This window comes from Streptomyces sp. NPDC051310 (genome assembly GCF_044455245.1).
Taxonomy (GTDB): Bacteria; Actinomycetota; Actinomycetes; order Streptomycetales; family Streptomycetaceae; genus Streptomyces.
Window position 1 is genome coordinate 24,689 of the sequence record NZ_JBITEO010000002.1, and the last position, 14,765, is coordinate 39,453.

At 74.2% G+C, this 14,765-nt stretch carries 10 protein-coding genes; 7 read left to right on the top strand and 3 right to left on the bottom strand.

Annotated features, from left to right (window positions below; all coding sequences use genetic code 11):
- Positions 1 to 42: 42 nt before the first annotated feature.
- A complete protein-coding gene (locus ACIA79_RS02700; protein ID WP_399426314.1) occupies positions 43 to 1,041 on the top strand; it encodes an ABC transporter substrate-binding protein in 999 nt (332 codons plus the stop codon).
- Complete coding sequence (locus tag ACIA79_RS02705; protein ID WP_399426315.1) at positions 1,041 to 3,119, top strand: iron ABC transporter permease; 2,079 nt, start codon at positions 1,041 to 1,043, stop codon at positions 3,117 to 3,119. Before ACIA79_RS02700 ends, ACIA79_RS02705 begins: the two co-directional genes overlap by 1 nt.
- A gap of 138 nt (positions 3,120 to 3,257) precedes the next feature.
- Here the strand turns inward: ACIA79_RS02705 and ACIA79_RS02710 are convergent, their stop codons facing one another.
- The gene (locus ACIA79_RS02710) at positions 3,258 to 4,727 is read right to left on the bottom strand and encodes an MFS transporter (RefSeq protein ID WP_399426316.1); all 1,470 of its coding nucleotides are present in this window, start codon (positions 4,725 to 4,727) and stop codon (positions 3,258 to 3,260) included.
- A gap of 257 nt (positions 4,728 to 4,984) precedes the next feature.
- Here ACIA79_RS02710 and ACIA79_RS02715 point away from each other — a divergent pair, with 257 nt between their 5' ends.
- From ACIA79_RS02715 to ACIA79_RS02735, 5 genes are read left to right on the top strand one after another with little or no spacing between them, the layout of a single operon-like run.
- Positions 4,985 to 6,823, top strand: coding sequence for an IucA/IucC family protein (locus tag ACIA79_RS02715; RefSeq protein ID WP_399426317.1), 1,839 nt, complete (start codon positions 4,985 to 4,987; stop codon positions 6,821 to 6,823).
- Positions 6,820 to 8,376, top strand: a complete 1,557-nt coding sequence (locus ACIA79_RS02720) for a pyridoxal phosphate-dependent decarboxylase family protein (protein ID WP_399426318.1) — start codon at positions 6,820 to 6,822, stop codon at positions 8,374 to 8,376. The genes ACIA79_RS02715 and ACIA79_RS02720 overlap by 4 nt, the downstream gene beginning before the upstream one ends.
- Positions 8,373 to 10,166: an IucA/IucC family protein gene (locus ACIA79_RS02725; RefSeq protein WP_399426319.1), complete on the top strand. Its 1,794-nt coding sequence runs from the start codon at positions 8,373 to 8,375 to the stop codon at positions 10,164 to 10,166. The genes ACIA79_RS02720 and ACIA79_RS02725 overlap by 4 nt, the downstream gene beginning before the upstream one ends.
- Positions 10,163 to 10,744 carry a GNAT family N-acetyltransferase gene (locus ACIA79_RS02730; RefSeq protein WP_399426320.1) on the top strand — a complete coding sequence of 194 codons (582 nt, stop codon included), beginning with the start codon at positions 10,163 to 10,165 and terminating at the stop codon, positions 10,742 to 10,744. Before ACIA79_RS02725 ends, ACIA79_RS02730 begins: the two co-directional genes overlap by 4 nt.
- Positions 10,741 to 12,060 carry a lysine N(6)-hydroxylase/L-ornithine N(5)-oxygenase family protein gene (locus ACIA79_RS02735; RefSeq protein WP_399426321.1) on the top strand — a complete coding sequence of 440 codons (1,320 nt, stop codon included), beginning with the start codon at positions 10,741 to 10,743 and terminating at the stop codon, positions 12,058 to 12,060. The genes ACIA79_RS02730 and ACIA79_RS02735 overlap by 4 nt, the downstream gene beginning before the upstream one ends.
- A gap of 193 nt (positions 12,061 to 12,253) precedes the next feature.
- Here the strand turns inward: ACIA79_RS02735 and ACIA79_RS02740 are convergent, their stop codons facing one another.
- Both ACIA79_RS02740 and ACIA79_RS02745 read right to left on the bottom strand, forming a co-directional pair.
- Positions 12,254 to 13,675 carry a phytoene desaturase family protein gene (locus tag ACIA79_RS02740; RefSeq protein WP_399426322.1) on the bottom strand — a complete coding sequence of 474 codons (1,422 nt, stop codon included), beginning with the start codon at positions 13,673 to 13,675 and terminating at the stop codon, positions 12,254 to 12,256.
- Positions 13,676 to 13,757: 82 nt separating this feature from the next.
- The gene (locus ACIA79_RS02745) at positions 13,758 to 14,594 is read right to left on the bottom strand and encodes an inositol monophosphatase family protein (RefSeq protein WP_399426323.1); all 837 of its coding nucleotides are present in this window, start codon (positions 14,592 to 14,594) and stop codon (positions 13,758 to 13,760) included.
- Between the last annotated feature and the right edge of the window lie 171 nt (positions 14,595 to 14,765).

The following is a 14,765-nucleotide window of genomic DNA, read 5'->3' on the forward strand; positions in this document are numbered from 1 at the left end:
GACGGTTCGCCCGCATCACCAGTACACAAGGAGAGATTCACCATGCAGAGAATGCTGCGCGCCCTCGCGACGGGCGGTACCGCTGTGGCCCTCATGCTCACCGCCGCCGGCTGCGGGTCCGGAACCGTCGGGGACAGCACCACGGACGGCAAGACCGGCGGGGGCAAGGCCGCGAGCGGAAAGATCACCGTCGACACGGCGCAGGGCAAGGTCACCCTGGACAAGCCGGCGACCAAGGTCGTGACGCTGGAGTGGACGTACGCCGAGGAGCTCGTCGCGCTCGGCGTCACCCCCACGGGCAACGCCGACAACAAGGGCTACGGCACGTGGATCACGGCCGAGGGCGCGGACCTGCCCGCCAAGGTCACCGACGTCGGTGACCGCAACGAGCCGAGCCTGGAGAAGATCCGGGCGCTGCAGCCGGACCTCATCGTGATCGACAACGACCGGTCGAAGGCCAACCTCAAGCAGCTCCAGGCCATCGCGCCCGTGCTGTCCTTCACGTACACCACCAAGCCCCAGCTCGCGACGATGAAGAAGAACTTCACCGAGCTGGCGAAGGCGGTGGGCAAGGAGGACAAGGCCGGTGAGGTGACGCAGCAGATCGACGCCAAGGCCGCCGACCTCAAGGCCCGGCTGGACAAGGCCGGCAAGGGCGGTCTGAAGTACGCGCTGGCGCAGGGCTTCACCGCGAACGGCGCCGCGTCGATCCGGATGCTCACCGACGACGCCATCGCGCCCCAGGTGCTCGGCCTGGCCGGGCTGAAGAACGGCTGGAAGGGCCAGTCCGACACGTGGGGCATGACCACGGTCGGCGTCGAGGGCCTGACCAAGGTGGAGAAGGACGCCACCTTCCTGTACGTCGCCGCCGACAACGACAACCCGTTCACCGGGGACCTCGCGGGCAACGCGGTGTGGAAGGGCCTGGACTTCGTGAAGAACGACAAGGCGCTGGCGCTCGACCCCGGCACCTGGCTGTTCGGCGGCCCGCTGTCGGCGATGCACCTCCTCGACGAGACCGGCAAGGCCCTGAAGGTCTGATGGCCTCGGAAGGACTGACGGCCCCCACGGCCCGTCCGCTCGGCCGCCGCCCACGAGCTGTGCTCGTGGGCGGCGCCCTGTCCGCCGTCCTGTGCGTGGTCGCCGTGGTGCACCTCGGTCTCGGAGCGTCCGGGGTGGGGATCGGCGACATCGTGGACCTGCTCCTCGGCCACGGTGATCCGCGCACCGGGGACGTCCTGGTCGGCAGCCGGCTGCCGCGCACCCTCACCGGCCTGGTGGTCGGCGTCGCGCTCGGCGTCTCCGGTGTGCTCGTGCAGGGAGCCACCCGCAACCCGCTGGCGGCGCCCGACACCCTCGGCGTGAATGCCGGGGCGTACTTCGCCGTCGTGCTGGTGGCCTTCACCGGCATCAGCCTCGGCCCGGTCCCCGCCGGTGGCGCGGCGTTCCTCGGCGGACTCCTCGCGGTCGCCGTGGTGTACGTGCTCAGCAGCGGCGGGGTGATGACGCCCGGGCGGGTGCTGCTCGCCGGGGCGACCGTCGCCCTGGCCGCCACCGCAGCGGCCGAGTTCCTGCAGATGCTCGACGTGCAGGCGACCCGCGGGCTGTTCTTCTGGGGCAACGGCACCCTGATGCAGTCCGGTCTGGAACGGCCGCTCGTCCTCGGCGCGGTCGTCGCCGCCGGTGCGCTGCTCGCCCCGTTCCTGTCCCGGCCGCTGGACCTGCTGGCGCTCGGGGACGAGACGGCCGAGGCGATGGGCGTACGCGTCGAACGAGTCCGGCCCGCGGCCTTCCTCCTCGCGGTGCTGCTCTCCGCGTCCGCCGTCTCCCTCGCCGGGCCGATCGGCTTCGTCGGCCTGATCGCCCCCGTGGTCGTACGGCAGCTGGGCCTGCGCAAGCACGCGGTGCTCATCCCCATGGCCGCGCTGCTGGCCGCGGCGCTGGTCCTCGGCGCGGACGCGGCCGCCCAGCTGATCGTCAAGCCGTCCGCCACCCAGCCCGCGGAGATCCCGGTGGGTGTGGTCACGGCGCTGATCGGCGGGCCGGTGTTCATGGCGCTGGCGCGCCGGGTCAGCACCGGCGACGCCGACACCGGCGCGGCCGTCGTGGTCTCCGACCGGCGCCGGGCCCCGGGTTACGCGGTCGCGCTCGGCGGCGGACTGCTGGCCCTGGCCGTCGCGATCGTGGTCTCGCTGCGCGTGGGCGACGTGGAGGTCACCTGGGGCCAGCTGGGTGCGGCGGTGTTCGGCTCCGCGGAGCAGATCACCGAAGCGGTGGTGTCCTACCGGCTGCCGCGCATCCTGGTGGCCGCCCTGGCCGGGGCATGCCTGGCGGTCGCGGGGGTGGCGGTGCAGGCGGTGGTGCGCAACCCGCTGGCCGAACCGGGGCTCGTCGGCGTGACCGGCGGGGCGTCCCTCGGCGCGATGACGGTCATCCTCGTCGTCCCTTCGGCGCCGCTGGTGGCCCTGCCGGCCGCGGCGGGCGTCGGGGGCGTGCTGATGCTCGCGCTCGTGGTGCTCGTGGCCCGGGGGACGCGCGGCGGCGGCCGCAGCGGCCTGGATCCGACCCGGGTGGTGCTGGTCGGCCTGGGCGCGGCCGCCACGTCGATGGCCCTGGTGAACATCATGGTGGTCGGCGCGCAGATGAACATCTCGGCCGCGCTCAGCTGGCTCGCCGGCAGTACGTACGCCCGGGACTTCTCCGCGCTCGGGTGGCTCGCGCTGCCGGCGGTCGTCGCGGTGCTGCTGGTCATCGCGGCGCGCCCCGTGAACCTGCTCGCCCTCGGCGAGGAGCTGCCGCGCTCCCTGGGCCTGGAGCTGGGCCGTGCCCGGCTGCTGGTCCTCGGTGCGGGCGCGGTGCTCGCGGCGGGCACCGCCGCGGCGGTCGGCGCGGTGGGCTTCGTCGGGCTGGTCGCTCCGCACCTGGCGCGCCGTGTCGTCGGCAACAGCACGGCCCGGATGGTGCCCATGGCCGCGGTGCTGGGGGCGGTGCTGGTGGTGTCCTCGGACGCCCTGGGCCGGTGGCTGCTGGCGCCGACCGAGATCCCGGTGGGCATCGTCACCGCCCTGGTCGGCGCGCCCTACCTGGTGTGGCTGCTGCGCCGGACGCGGGAGCTCTGACCCGGTCGGCACCCCGGCCCACCACCCGGAGCACCACGCGAAACCGCCCGGGGCCCGTACGACCGGGCCCCGGGCGGTTTCGCGTCCGGGCCGTGCGACGAGGCGGTGTCGGCGCGCTGCGGGAAGCCGGACGTACGGTCAGGAGGTCGCCATACGGGAGGACCGGGGGCGCTCCGGGGTGTCCCCGAGGCCCCGCGGCCCGGCCCTGAGGGTGCGGGCGGCCACCACGCCGAGCAGGCAGACGAGGGCGGAGGCCAGGCAGACCGCGGTGAAGGCCCCGGCGAAGGCGGAGCGGGCGAGCGGCTGGAGCGCGGGGTCGAGCAGCTCGAAGCGCCCGGTCTCGACGGCCTCCCGCAGCGACGTTGCGCCGTCCGGGCCGGTGCCGGCGGGGCCGCCGGCCAGGCCGTCGCCGAGGCGGGCGGAGAACACCGCTCCGAAGGCGGCGACCCCGGTCGCCGTGCCGAGCGGGTAGCAGGCGTTGGTCAGTCCGGACGCCATGCCGGCCCGGTCCGCGGGCGCGGCGCCCACCGCGACGCCCATGAGAGGCGGGAAGATGACGGCCCCTCCGATGCCGAGGAGGACCAGTCCGGTGACCGTGGCGGCCTGGCCGCCGCCCGCCCCGGCGACGGCCAGGCCGATCAGGCCCGCCCCCTGGGCCGCGAAACCGCCGGCGACCAGGACGTCCGGGGAGAACACCTTCTGCAGCCGGGCGACGAAGAGCCCCGCCACCAGCAGACTGCCCGTCAGCGGTAGGAGGTGCAACCCCACCTCCAGCGGTGAGTACGCATGGGCGGTCTGCAGCCACAGCGTGACGAAGGCGAGCACCCCGAGGCTGGAGAGCCGGGCGAGGAAGCCCAGCACCGCGGCACCGGAGAACGCCCTGATGCGCAGCAGCGTCATGTCGATCAGGCCGTCGCCGCGGCGCTGGCTGGCCACCAGGGCCAGGGCCAGGACGACCGCGACGGCCGCGGAGAGCAGCACGTCCGGGGCCGTCCAGCCCGCTTCGGGACCGGTGACCAGCGGATAGTGCAGCGCCAGGAGGGTGCCGACGCCCAGGACGGCTCCCAGGGGATCGAGGGCACGCCGCGGCTCGGCGGGGGTGTCCGATTCCGGCATGCGGGCGAGCGCGCCGGCCACGACCAGGATCCCGATGGGCACGTTGACCAGGAAGATCCACCGCCAGCCGAGCGCCTGGACGAACAGGCCGCCGACGACGGGGCCGAGCGCCCCGGCGGCGGAGGCGATGGCCGCGAACGCGGCTATGGCGGCCTGGCGCCGGGCGCCCTGGTAGGCGGCCGCGAGCAGGGCGAGCGTCGGTGCGAACACCATGGCGCCGCCGAGCCCCTGGGCGGCGCGGGCGGCGATGAGCGTGCCGATGTCGGGTGCGAGGCCGCATCCGGCCGAGGCGACGGTGAACAGTGCCATTCCGGCCATGAAGACCGCCCTGCGGCCCACGCGGTCGGAGAGCGCGCCCGCGGTCAGCAGCAGCGCCCCGAAGGCCAGCGAGTAGGCGGAAACGGTCCACTGGACCTTGCCGAGGCCGCTCTCCAGATCCCGGGCGATACCGGAGAGCGCGACGTTCACCACGGTCACGTCGAGCGTCATCATCACTCCGCCGGCGCTGACGAGGGCGAAGGTCCATCGGGGCGTACGACGGCACGAAGGCACCGCTGAGCACCTCCACATCGGGGGTCCGGGACGAAAAGCGCACACCCGGCAGTGCAACTGGTGGTTCATCAATTGCCTTGTGCGGCTGGGTGGCTGAAAGTTGACCTTGTCTCTAAGGTAAGCCTAACCTAATCTAACTCCGCCCGAACGTCCAGGCGTTCGAGCGCACTGATCCGGACAGACATCGGAGCTGCCTGATGCCCCATCCCGCCGACCATCCCGTGCCCGCTCTGCCCGACGTGGCCCCAGCCGCCTGGCGCGAGGCCAACCGCCGGCTCCTCGCCAAAGCCATCGGTGAATGGTGCTTCGAGGACATGCTGAAAGCGGTCGAGACCGGCGACGGCGGCTACCGCGTCGACCTCGACAGCGGCACCACCTACGCGTTCGACGCCACCCCGGGCGCGTTCGGCTGGCTGCGCGTCGACCCCGACTCCCTCACCCGCACCGCCACGAGCATGCTCGGCAACTCGATCGCCCAACCCGCCTGGGACGCACAGCAGTTCCTCATGGAGGCGGCCTCGACGATCGGCAGCGACCCGTCCACCGTCGCCACTTACTTCACCGAGCTCTCCGCGACCCTGGCCGTCGACGCCGCGCGCATCACGCACGGCGGGGAGACCGTGGCCGAACTGCGGGGCCTCGGCCACACGGACCTCGAGTGCCGCATGACCGGGCACAACCTCCTGGTCGCCAACAAGGGCCGGATCGGCTTCTCGGCCACCGACGTACGCCGGTACGCCCCCGAGTCGGCGCAGCCGCTGAGACTGCGCTGGGTCGCCGTCCACCGCGGCCTCGCCGAGTTCCGCGGCACCTCGGACCTCTCCGAGGACGGCATCCTCGCCGCCGAGCTGGACGAGGTGACCCGCGCCCGCTTCACCGCCGTCCTGGAGGAGGCCGGGGTCGACCCGGCCGGGTACGTGTGGATGCCCGTCCACCCCTGGCAGTGGGACCACGCCGTCCAGATCCTGCACGCCGCCGACGTGGCGCAGCGGCGCATCATCCCGCTCGGCGAGAGCCCCGACGCGTACCTGCCGGGCCAGTCCATCCGCACCATGGCCAACGTCACCACCCCCGAGCGCCATGACGTCAAGCTGCCGCTGAAGATCCTCAACACCCTCGTCTGGCGCGGCATACCGCCGCACTGCACCATGGGCGCCCCCGTGGTGACGCAGTGGCTGCGGGGGCTGGTGGAGCGCGACCCGTTCCTGACCGGGGAGTGCCGGACCGTGTTCCTCGGGGAGGTCGCCTCGGTGACCGTGCGCCACCCCTACCTGTCCACCCTGGACGAAGCGCCGTACCAGCACCTGGAGACGCTGGGCTGCATCTGGCGCGAGTCGGTGACGGCACGCAAGGACCCCGACGAGCGGGTGCGCACCTTCGCGTCGCTCCTGCACGTCGACAACGCCGGTGACGCGTTCGTCGCCGAGCTCGTCCGCGCCTCGGGACTCGATCCGCAGGAATGGCTGCGGCGCCTGTTCGGCACGCTGCTCGTGCCGATCCTGCACGTGCTCTACCGGTACGGCGTCACCTTCAACCCGCACGGGCAGAACACGCTGATCGGGTACGACGGGAACGACGTACCGGTCCGCCTGTACCTGAAGGACTTCGTCGACGACGTGTGCGTCTCCTTCACCGACGTGCCGGAGCGCGGCCCCGAGCCGGACGGGCACGACCACGTGCTGCCCCGCAAGCACCCCTCGATCATCAAGCAGCACGTCATGGACCAGGTCTTCGTCGGGCACTTCCGCTATCTCGCGCCTCTGTGCGCCGAGCAGCTCGGCGTACCGGAGACGACGTTCTGGCGCCTGGTCCGGCAGACGATCCTCGACTTCCAGCAGGACTTCCGGAAGCGGTTCCCCGAGCTGGCCGGACGGTTCGCCGAGTACGACCTGCTGACCCCCGAGATCCCCCGGTACGGCCTGAACCGCGACCGGATCGTGGTCACGCGGTACACCGACCGCGCCCTGCGCCACGCGCTGTACCCGAACGGCACGCACCCCAACCCGCTGGCCGAGGACCGAGGAGACAGGGCGTGACACCGCTGACCGAGACGCGACCCCTGCTGTCCCCCTTCCCGCCGTCGCTCCTCGCCGGTTCCCGCGACGGGCTCGCCGAGGTCCTCGCCTCGCTCACCGAGGCCATCGGCGCCGCGTCGGCCGCGCGCCGCCCGGACGGCCCGCTGCCGGCGGGCACCCCGGCCGAGGTGCTCGCCGCCGCCACCCGCGCACTGGGCCCGGCCGAGCTGCCGGCCGAGGGGATCGGCGCCGAGGCGGCGCTCCAGCTCCTGGCCACCGTGCTGGTGGAGCACGGCATCGACCTGTCCCACCCCCGGGCCGCCGCCCACCTGCAGCCTCCGTCGCTGGCCGTCGCGGTCGCCGCGGACACCCTGGCGAGCGCCGGCAACGCCTCGCTGGACACCTACGACTCCGGCCCCTCGGCCATCGCCGTCGAGCGCTGGCTCATCGGCGTACTGATCCGGCTGGCCGGGCTCGGGGAGCGCGCCGACGGCGTCCTCACGCCCGGCGGTTCGCTGTCGAACCTGATGGGCCTGCTGCTCGCGAGGGACGCCGCCGCGCTGCGGCGCGGCATCGACGCCCGTGAACAGGGCGTGGGGGCCCTGCCCGGACCGGTCGTGTTCTGCTCGGAACTCGCCCACTTCTCCACCCACCGGGCGTGCGCCGCCCTCGGGCTCGGCGAGGCCGCCGTGCACCCCGTCCCGGTCGACGCGCGCCGGCGCATGCGGCCGGACGCCCTGGCCGCCGCCCTCGACGCGCTCGGTCCCGACCGGACGCCGGTCGCGGTGGTCGCGACCGCCGGCACGACGGACTTCGGCTCCATCGACCCGCTCCCGGAGATCGCCGAGATCGCCGCCGGGCACGGCATGTGGCTCCACGTCGACGCGGCGTACGGCTTCGGCGCCCTGTTCTCGCGGCGGCTGGCCGGCCGGCTGGCGGGCCTGGAGCTCGCCGACTCCATCACGCTCGACCTGCACAAGACCGGCTGGCAGCCCGCCGCCACCAGTGTGCTGCTGGTCTCCGACACCACCGCGTTCACCGCGCTCGACCGCGAGGTGGCGTACCTCAACCCGACCGACGACTCCGAGGCCGGTTACGACGGCCTGCTCGGCCGCAGCCTCCAGACCACGCGCCGCCCCGACGCGGTCAAGGCCGCCGCGACCCTCCTGACGTACGGCAGGACCGGCATGGGCCGCATGATCGACGTCTGCCACGACCTGGCCCGCCACGCGGAACGGCGGATCAGTGACGAACCCGAGCTGGAGCTGGTCTCCCCGGCCGAGCTCACCACCGTCGTGTTCCGCTACCGCGGCGCCGGCGCGTACCGCACGGCCGACCCGGCCGCGGCCGACGAGCTCAACGGCGCCCTGCGCCGGCGCCTGCTGGAATCCGGCAGCGCGCTCATCGGGCGCACGGAGGCGGCGACGGACGGCCCGGGCTCGCCCAAGCGCGTGTGCCTGAAGTTCACCCTGCTCAACCCCACCGCCACCACCGACGACATCGACGGTCTCGTGGACACGGTCCTCGACGCCGGCCGCACCTGCGCACGACTGATCGAGGAGGGCGCCGCATGACCGTCACCACCACGGCGGCAACCACCACGTCCACGACCGAGGACCCGCTGCACACGCTCGACGCGCGCGGCGCCGCCGAACACGCCCACATCGAGGCCCTGCTGCGGTGCTGGCTGCGCGAGACGGGCACGCCCGTCGCCCCCGGCCCGCTGCGCGTCGACCTGCCGACCGCGGGGCTGGCCCTCGTCACCGAGGTCACGCACTGCTCCCCCACCGGCTGGCACCGCTTCGCGCCGGCCCGCCTGGAAGGCCCCGGAGGTCCGCTCGGCCCGGTCGCCGACCCGGTGACCGCGGTGGCGCTGCTGTCCACCGAGGCGGCGGTCCGCGGCGGCAGCCGCCCCGGCGGCGTCCCGGCCGGGGAGGTCGCCGACCTGGTGGAGCGCACCGCCGAGTCCGTACGCCGGGTCGCCGCGTTCATCTCCGACCGGCGCGCCCATCCGCAGCCGCCGCCCGGCGTGGACGGGTTCCTCGACGCCGAACAGGCGCTGCTGCTGGGGCACTTGAACCACCCGGCCCCCAAGAGCCGCGACGGCCTGTCGGACCACGAGACGGCCGCGTACTCCCCCGAGCTGCGCGGCTCCTTCCGGCTGCACTGGTTCGCCGCCGACGAGTCGGTCGTCTCCCACGACGCCGTCGCGTCCGCCCCCTCCCTCGCGGGCCGCGACACCGTGGCCCTCCTCGCCGACCTGGCCGAGCGCCGCCTGCACGACGGCCGGGTGCTGGTCCCCGCCCACCCCTGGCAGGCCCGGGACCTGCTGCACCGGCCCCGCGTCAAGGCGCTCGTCGCCTCCGGCGCGCTGGAGCCGCTCGGCGAGCTGGGCCCCGAGTGGTGGCCCACCTCCAGCGTGCGCACCGTGTACCGGCCGGACGCCGAGGTGATGCTGAAGCTGTCCCTCGGACTGCGGCTGACCAACTCCCGCCGCGAGTCCACCCGTACGGAACTGCGGCGCGGCCTGGAGATCAACCGGCTCCTCGACGCCGGGTACGCCGACAGCACCTTCCGGGCCCACCCCGGCTTCGCCATCACCCGCGACCCCGCCTGGCTCGCCGTCGACGAGCCGGGCCGCCCGCAGGGCCCGGACGTCACCGGCCTCGACGTGGCCGTGCGCGAGGTGCCGGACGGCATCGCCGACCTGCGCTGCCTGGTGGGGCTGGTGGCCCCGCGCCCCGGCCTCGGCCGCAGCGCGCTCGGCGACACCGTGGCCGCCCTCGGCCCGGGCGCGGCCGAGGAGTGGACGGCCGACTACGCCGACAAGGTGCTGGTGCCCATGCTGCACCTGTACGCCGCGACCGGGATCGGTCTGGAGGCGCACCAGCAGAACACCCTGGTGCGGCTGGACGCGCGGGGCCGCGTCACCGGCTCCACCTTCCGCGACAACCAGGGCTACTACCTGGCCGCGTCGTACCTGCCCGGTCTGCTGGAGCGCCTCGGTGCCGACTCCTCCACCCTCGCGGTGGTCGACGACGCCCTCGTCGACGACCGGCTGTCCTACTACCTGCTGCGCAACCAGGCGCTGTCGGTGATCGGCTGCCTGGCCGTCGACGGCCTGGCCGACGAGCGGGACCTGCTCGCCGTCCTCGCCGAACGGCTGCGGGCGGCGCTGCCCGCGCTCGCCGGGGCGGGTCCGCACGGCGACCGGCTGGCGCGCCGCTGGCTGGAGGCGGACACCCTGCCGTGCAAGGGCAACCTGCTGACCCGGCTGCACGGCATCGACGAGGTCCTCGCGCCCCTCGACGCCCAGTCCGTCTACCTCGACGCCCCCAACCCCTTCCAGGAGGCCTCCGTATGATCTCGGCACAGCCGGCCGCCACCGTCCCTGGCCCGCCGCTGCCCTTACTGCACGCCCCCTGGTCGGCCCGGGTCGCGCGGGCCGAAGGCGCCGACCTGGACCTGGTGCACGGCTGGATGCAGTCGCCGCACATCGACGCCTTCTGGCACCAGGCGTGGCCGCGGGAGCGCTGGTACGAGGAGATCGCCGGACACCTCGCGGGCGACGCGATCCTGCCCGTCCTGATCGACCTGGACGGGACGCCGCTGGCGTACATCGAGGTGTACCGGGTGATCCGGGACCGGCTCGCCGGGCACTACGCGGAGCTCCCCCACGACCTGGGCGTGCACATCGCCATCGGGGACGCCGGCCGCACCGGACGGGGACTGGGCCGGACGCTGCTGCGCGCCCTCGCCGAGGGCCTGCTGGCGGCCGACCCGGCGTGCACCCGGGTCGTCGCCGAGCCCGACGTGACCAACGCGCCCTCGCTCAGGGCGTTCGAGGCGGCGGGCTTCCGGCCCGCCGGCAAGGTGGCTTTCCCCGACAAGACCGCTGCCCTGCTCGTCCACCCGCGTACGGAGGAGGACATGCCCCGATGACCGGGAACGGCACCACCGAACACGACGTGGTGGCCATCGGCTGCGGCCCGTTCAACCTGGGCCTGGCCGCCCTGGCCTCGACCGTCGACGACATCGACCTCGTCGTCCTGGAGGAGCAGCCGGAGCTGACCTGGCATCGCGGGATGATGTTCGGTGACGCGTCGATGCAGGTGAACTTCCTCGCCGACCTCGTCACGCTCGTCGCGCCGAGCCACCCCCTGTCGTTCCTCGCCTACCTGCACGACATGGACCGGCTCTACACGTTCACCGTGCGCGAGAACTTCTTCCCGTCGCGGCGCGAGTACGAGGACTACCTGCGCTGGGCGGCGGCGAGGCTGCCGTCGGTGCGCTTCTCGCACCGGGTCGAGGAGGTCCACTGGGACGCGGAGGCCGAGCGCTTCACCGTGCACGCCGTACGGGGCGACGGCACCGCGCTGCGGCTGCGGGCCCGGAACGTCGTCCTGGGCATCGGCACCGCGCCGTACGTGCCGGACGCACTGGCGGACCTGCCGCCCTCGATGCTGCTGCACACCTCGGACTACCTGTACCGGGCGGACGACGTGGCGGCCGCGGGCAAGGTCACGGTCGTCGGCTCGGGCCAGTCCGGGGCCGAGGTGACGGTGGACCTGCTGCAGCGCAACCTGGAGGGCGGCCCGGCGGTGAGCTGGCTGACGCGCACCGCGTCGTTCGCGCCGCTCGACTACACCAAGATGAACCTGGAGCTGACGACCCCGGCGTACATGCGGTACTTCCACTCGCTGCCGCAGGAGGCGCGCGACCGGCTCGTCGGCGAGCAGTGGCAGTTCTACAAGGGCATCTCCACCGACACCCTGGAAGCGGTGCACGAGCTGCTCTACCGGCGCCAGCTGGAGGACGGACTGGCCGATGTGGAGCTGCGTTTCGGGATCACCGTCGAGGCGGCCGCGGCCGATCCGGCGGGGCGGGCCGTGCTGACCTGCCGGCACCGCGACACCGGCCAGGTCTTCGAGCACACCACCGATCTGGTCGTGGCCGCCACCGGGTACCGCAACCGCACGCCCGCGTTCCTGAAACCGGTCGACGACCTGCTCCTGCGGGACGGCCGGGGCCGGCCGCGGGTGCGGCTGGACCACTCGGTGGAGCTCACCGAGGGGGTCACCGGCCGGGTGTTCGTGGCCAATGCCGAGGTCCACTCGCACGGCGTCTCCGCGCCGAACCTGGACATCGGCGCCGTACGCAACGCCACGATCCTCAACACGATCACGGGCCGCGAGACGTACCGCCTGCCGAAGCGCTCCGCGTTCACGAGCTTCGACGCCCCGGGACGCACCGCGTAGCACCGCCATGCGCCGGACGCGCTGCCCGCACCGCCCCGCCGGCGGTACGGGCGGCGCGTCCGGTGCGTTCATCCCCGCTCGGGCGGATCGCCGGGGAGTTCCCGCACGGCGGCAAGCACCGGCCGCAGGGAGCCGGTGGGGTGGGACGCCCCGCACGGCCCGCGGGTCATGCCGCCGCGGCCCCGGGCGCCCCTCAGCGCCCCGCCCCGCGCAGGTGGCGCCAGACCGCCTTGGCCGCGTTGTGGCCGGACATGCCGTGCACGCCGGGGCCGGGCGGCGTGGCCGACGAGCAGAGGAACACCGCAGGGTGCGGGGTGCTGTAGGGGAAGAGGGACAGGCGCGGGCGCAGCAGGAGCTGGAGCCCGCTGGCGGCGCCGCAGGCGATGTCGCCGCCGACGTAGTTGGCGTTGCGGGCGGCCATCTCGGGCGGGCCGGCGGTGGCGCGGGCGATGACGAGGTCGCGGAAGCCGGGGGCGAAGCGCTCGATCTGGCGCTCGATCGCCTCGGTGAGGTCGCCCTGCCAGGCGTGCGGGACGTGGCCGTAGGCCCAGAAGACGTGTTTGCCCTCGGGCGCGCGGGAGGGGTCGACGAGGCTCGGCTGGGCCGTGATGAGGAACGGGGTGCGGGGCGCCGTACCGCTCGACGCCTGGCGCAGGGCGGTGCCGATCTCGCGGGTGCTCGGGCCGACCTGTACGGTGCCGGCGCGGCGGGCCGCCGGCGCGGTCCAGGGCACGGGGCCGTCGAGCGCGTAATCGATCTTGAAGACGGCGGCGCCGTAACGGTAGCCGTCGTAGAACCGGCCGAAGCCGGCGATCCGGGCCAGCGCCGTCGGGGAGGTGTCGAAGACGTAGGCGCGCGCCGGGGGCAGGTCGTCGAGGCGCTTGACCTCGTACCCGGTGTGGACCGTGCCGCCGAGGTCGCGTACGTACGCGGCGAGGGCGTCCGGGATGGCCTGGGAGCCGCCGCGCGGCAGCGGCCAGCCGCCGGCGTGCGCGGCGAGCGCGAAGACCAGCCCGATCGCGCCGGTGGCCAGGCCGCCGAGGGGCGCGATGACGTGCGCCACCAGCCCGGCGAACAGCGCCCGGGCCCGGTCGTCGCGGAAGCGGCGCATGAGCCAGGTGGAGGGCGGCAGGCCGTCGATGCCGAAGCGCGCGAGGGTCAGGGGGTCGCGCGGGAGGGCGGTCAGCGGCAGCGACATGAAGTCCCGGGCGAGGCTGTCCCACTTGCCGAGGTACGGCTCGACGAGCCGCCGGTACGCGCCCGCGTCCCGGGGCCCGAAGGAGGCGGCGGTCTCGGAGACGGAGCGGGAGAGCACCGCGGCCGTTCCGTCGTCGAAGGGGTGGGCCATGGGCAGCTCGGCGTGCAGCCACTCCAGGCCGTACCGCTCGAGCGGCATGGCCTTGAAGGCCGGTGAGCCGACGCCCAGGGGGTGCACGGCGGAGCAGGGGTCGTGCCGGAAACCGGGCAGCGTGAGCTCCTCGGTCCTGGCGCCCCCGCCAATCGTGTCGAGGGCTTCGAACACGGCGACGGAGAAACCGCGCCGGGCGAGCTCGGCGGCGGCGGTCAGTCCGTTCGGCCCCGCACCCACGACGACGGCATCGAGCATCGACGGCACCTTCGGACTCCTTCGTCAGCCGATGGCAGGGGGATCAAGGATATGCGGCACGGGTGCTCCCCCGGGCCCGGGGGCCGGAGCGCTACTGGGCGGTGAGCAGGGCGCGGACCCGGGCGGCCGTGGTGTCGTCGCGGGCCGCCGTGAAGGGCAGCGTGTTGCCCCCGGTGACGCGGAACGGCTCGCCGGACAGCGTTAGATGGGTGCCGCCTGCCTCCTCGACCAGGACCAGGCCCGCCGCGTGGTCCCAGGCGTACTCCCAGGTGAAGACGAGCGCGTCGGTGGCGCCCCGGGCCACGTCCAGGTAGGCCAGTCCCGCCGACCCGCACGGCGTGGCGCGCACGCCGCCGTCGGTGGCCAGGCCGGCCAGGGCGGCCTTCTGACCGGCGGTGGTGTAGTCGGGGTGGGACGTGGCGACCTCCAGGACCGTGCCGGGGGCGGGCGAGCCGGCCCGCAGGGGCGTGCCGTTCAGCCGGGCGCCGTGGCCGCGCACCGCGACGGCCATCTCCTCCGGCACCGGGGCGTAGGTCCACCCCGCCAGCACCTCGCCCCGCCGGGCGAGCGCGACGAGGGAGCAGAAGCCGGCCTCCCCGCGCACGAACTGCCGTGTCCCGTCCACGGGATCGACGATCCACACCGGCGCGTCGCCGTGCAGCGCCTCGTACACCGCCGGGTCGGCGTGAACCGCCTCCTCGCCGACCACCACGGAACCGGGCAGCAGCCGGGTCAGCGCAGCGGTGAGGTGGGCCTCGGCGGCCCGGTCGGCGACGGTCACCAGATCGTGCGGGCCGTTCTTCTCGACGATCTCGTGCGCGGCGAGCCGGCGGTGGCGCGGCACGATCTCGACGGCGGCCGCTGCGCGCACCGCCGCCTCGACCTCGCTGGACAGGGACCCGGAACCGTCGAGGAGTTCATCGATCATGGGTCCATCCCATCACGGACCTCTGACATCGAGGCGCCGGGGCGGCGTCCCGTCCGTCACCCTCCCGTCATGCCGGCGCCACCCGGGCGGGTTCCCGGAGGGTTGCCGGGAGCGTCGGGCGGGCGGGGGCGCAGGGACCGGCCGTACGCTGGTCGGCGGCCCTCCGGGGCC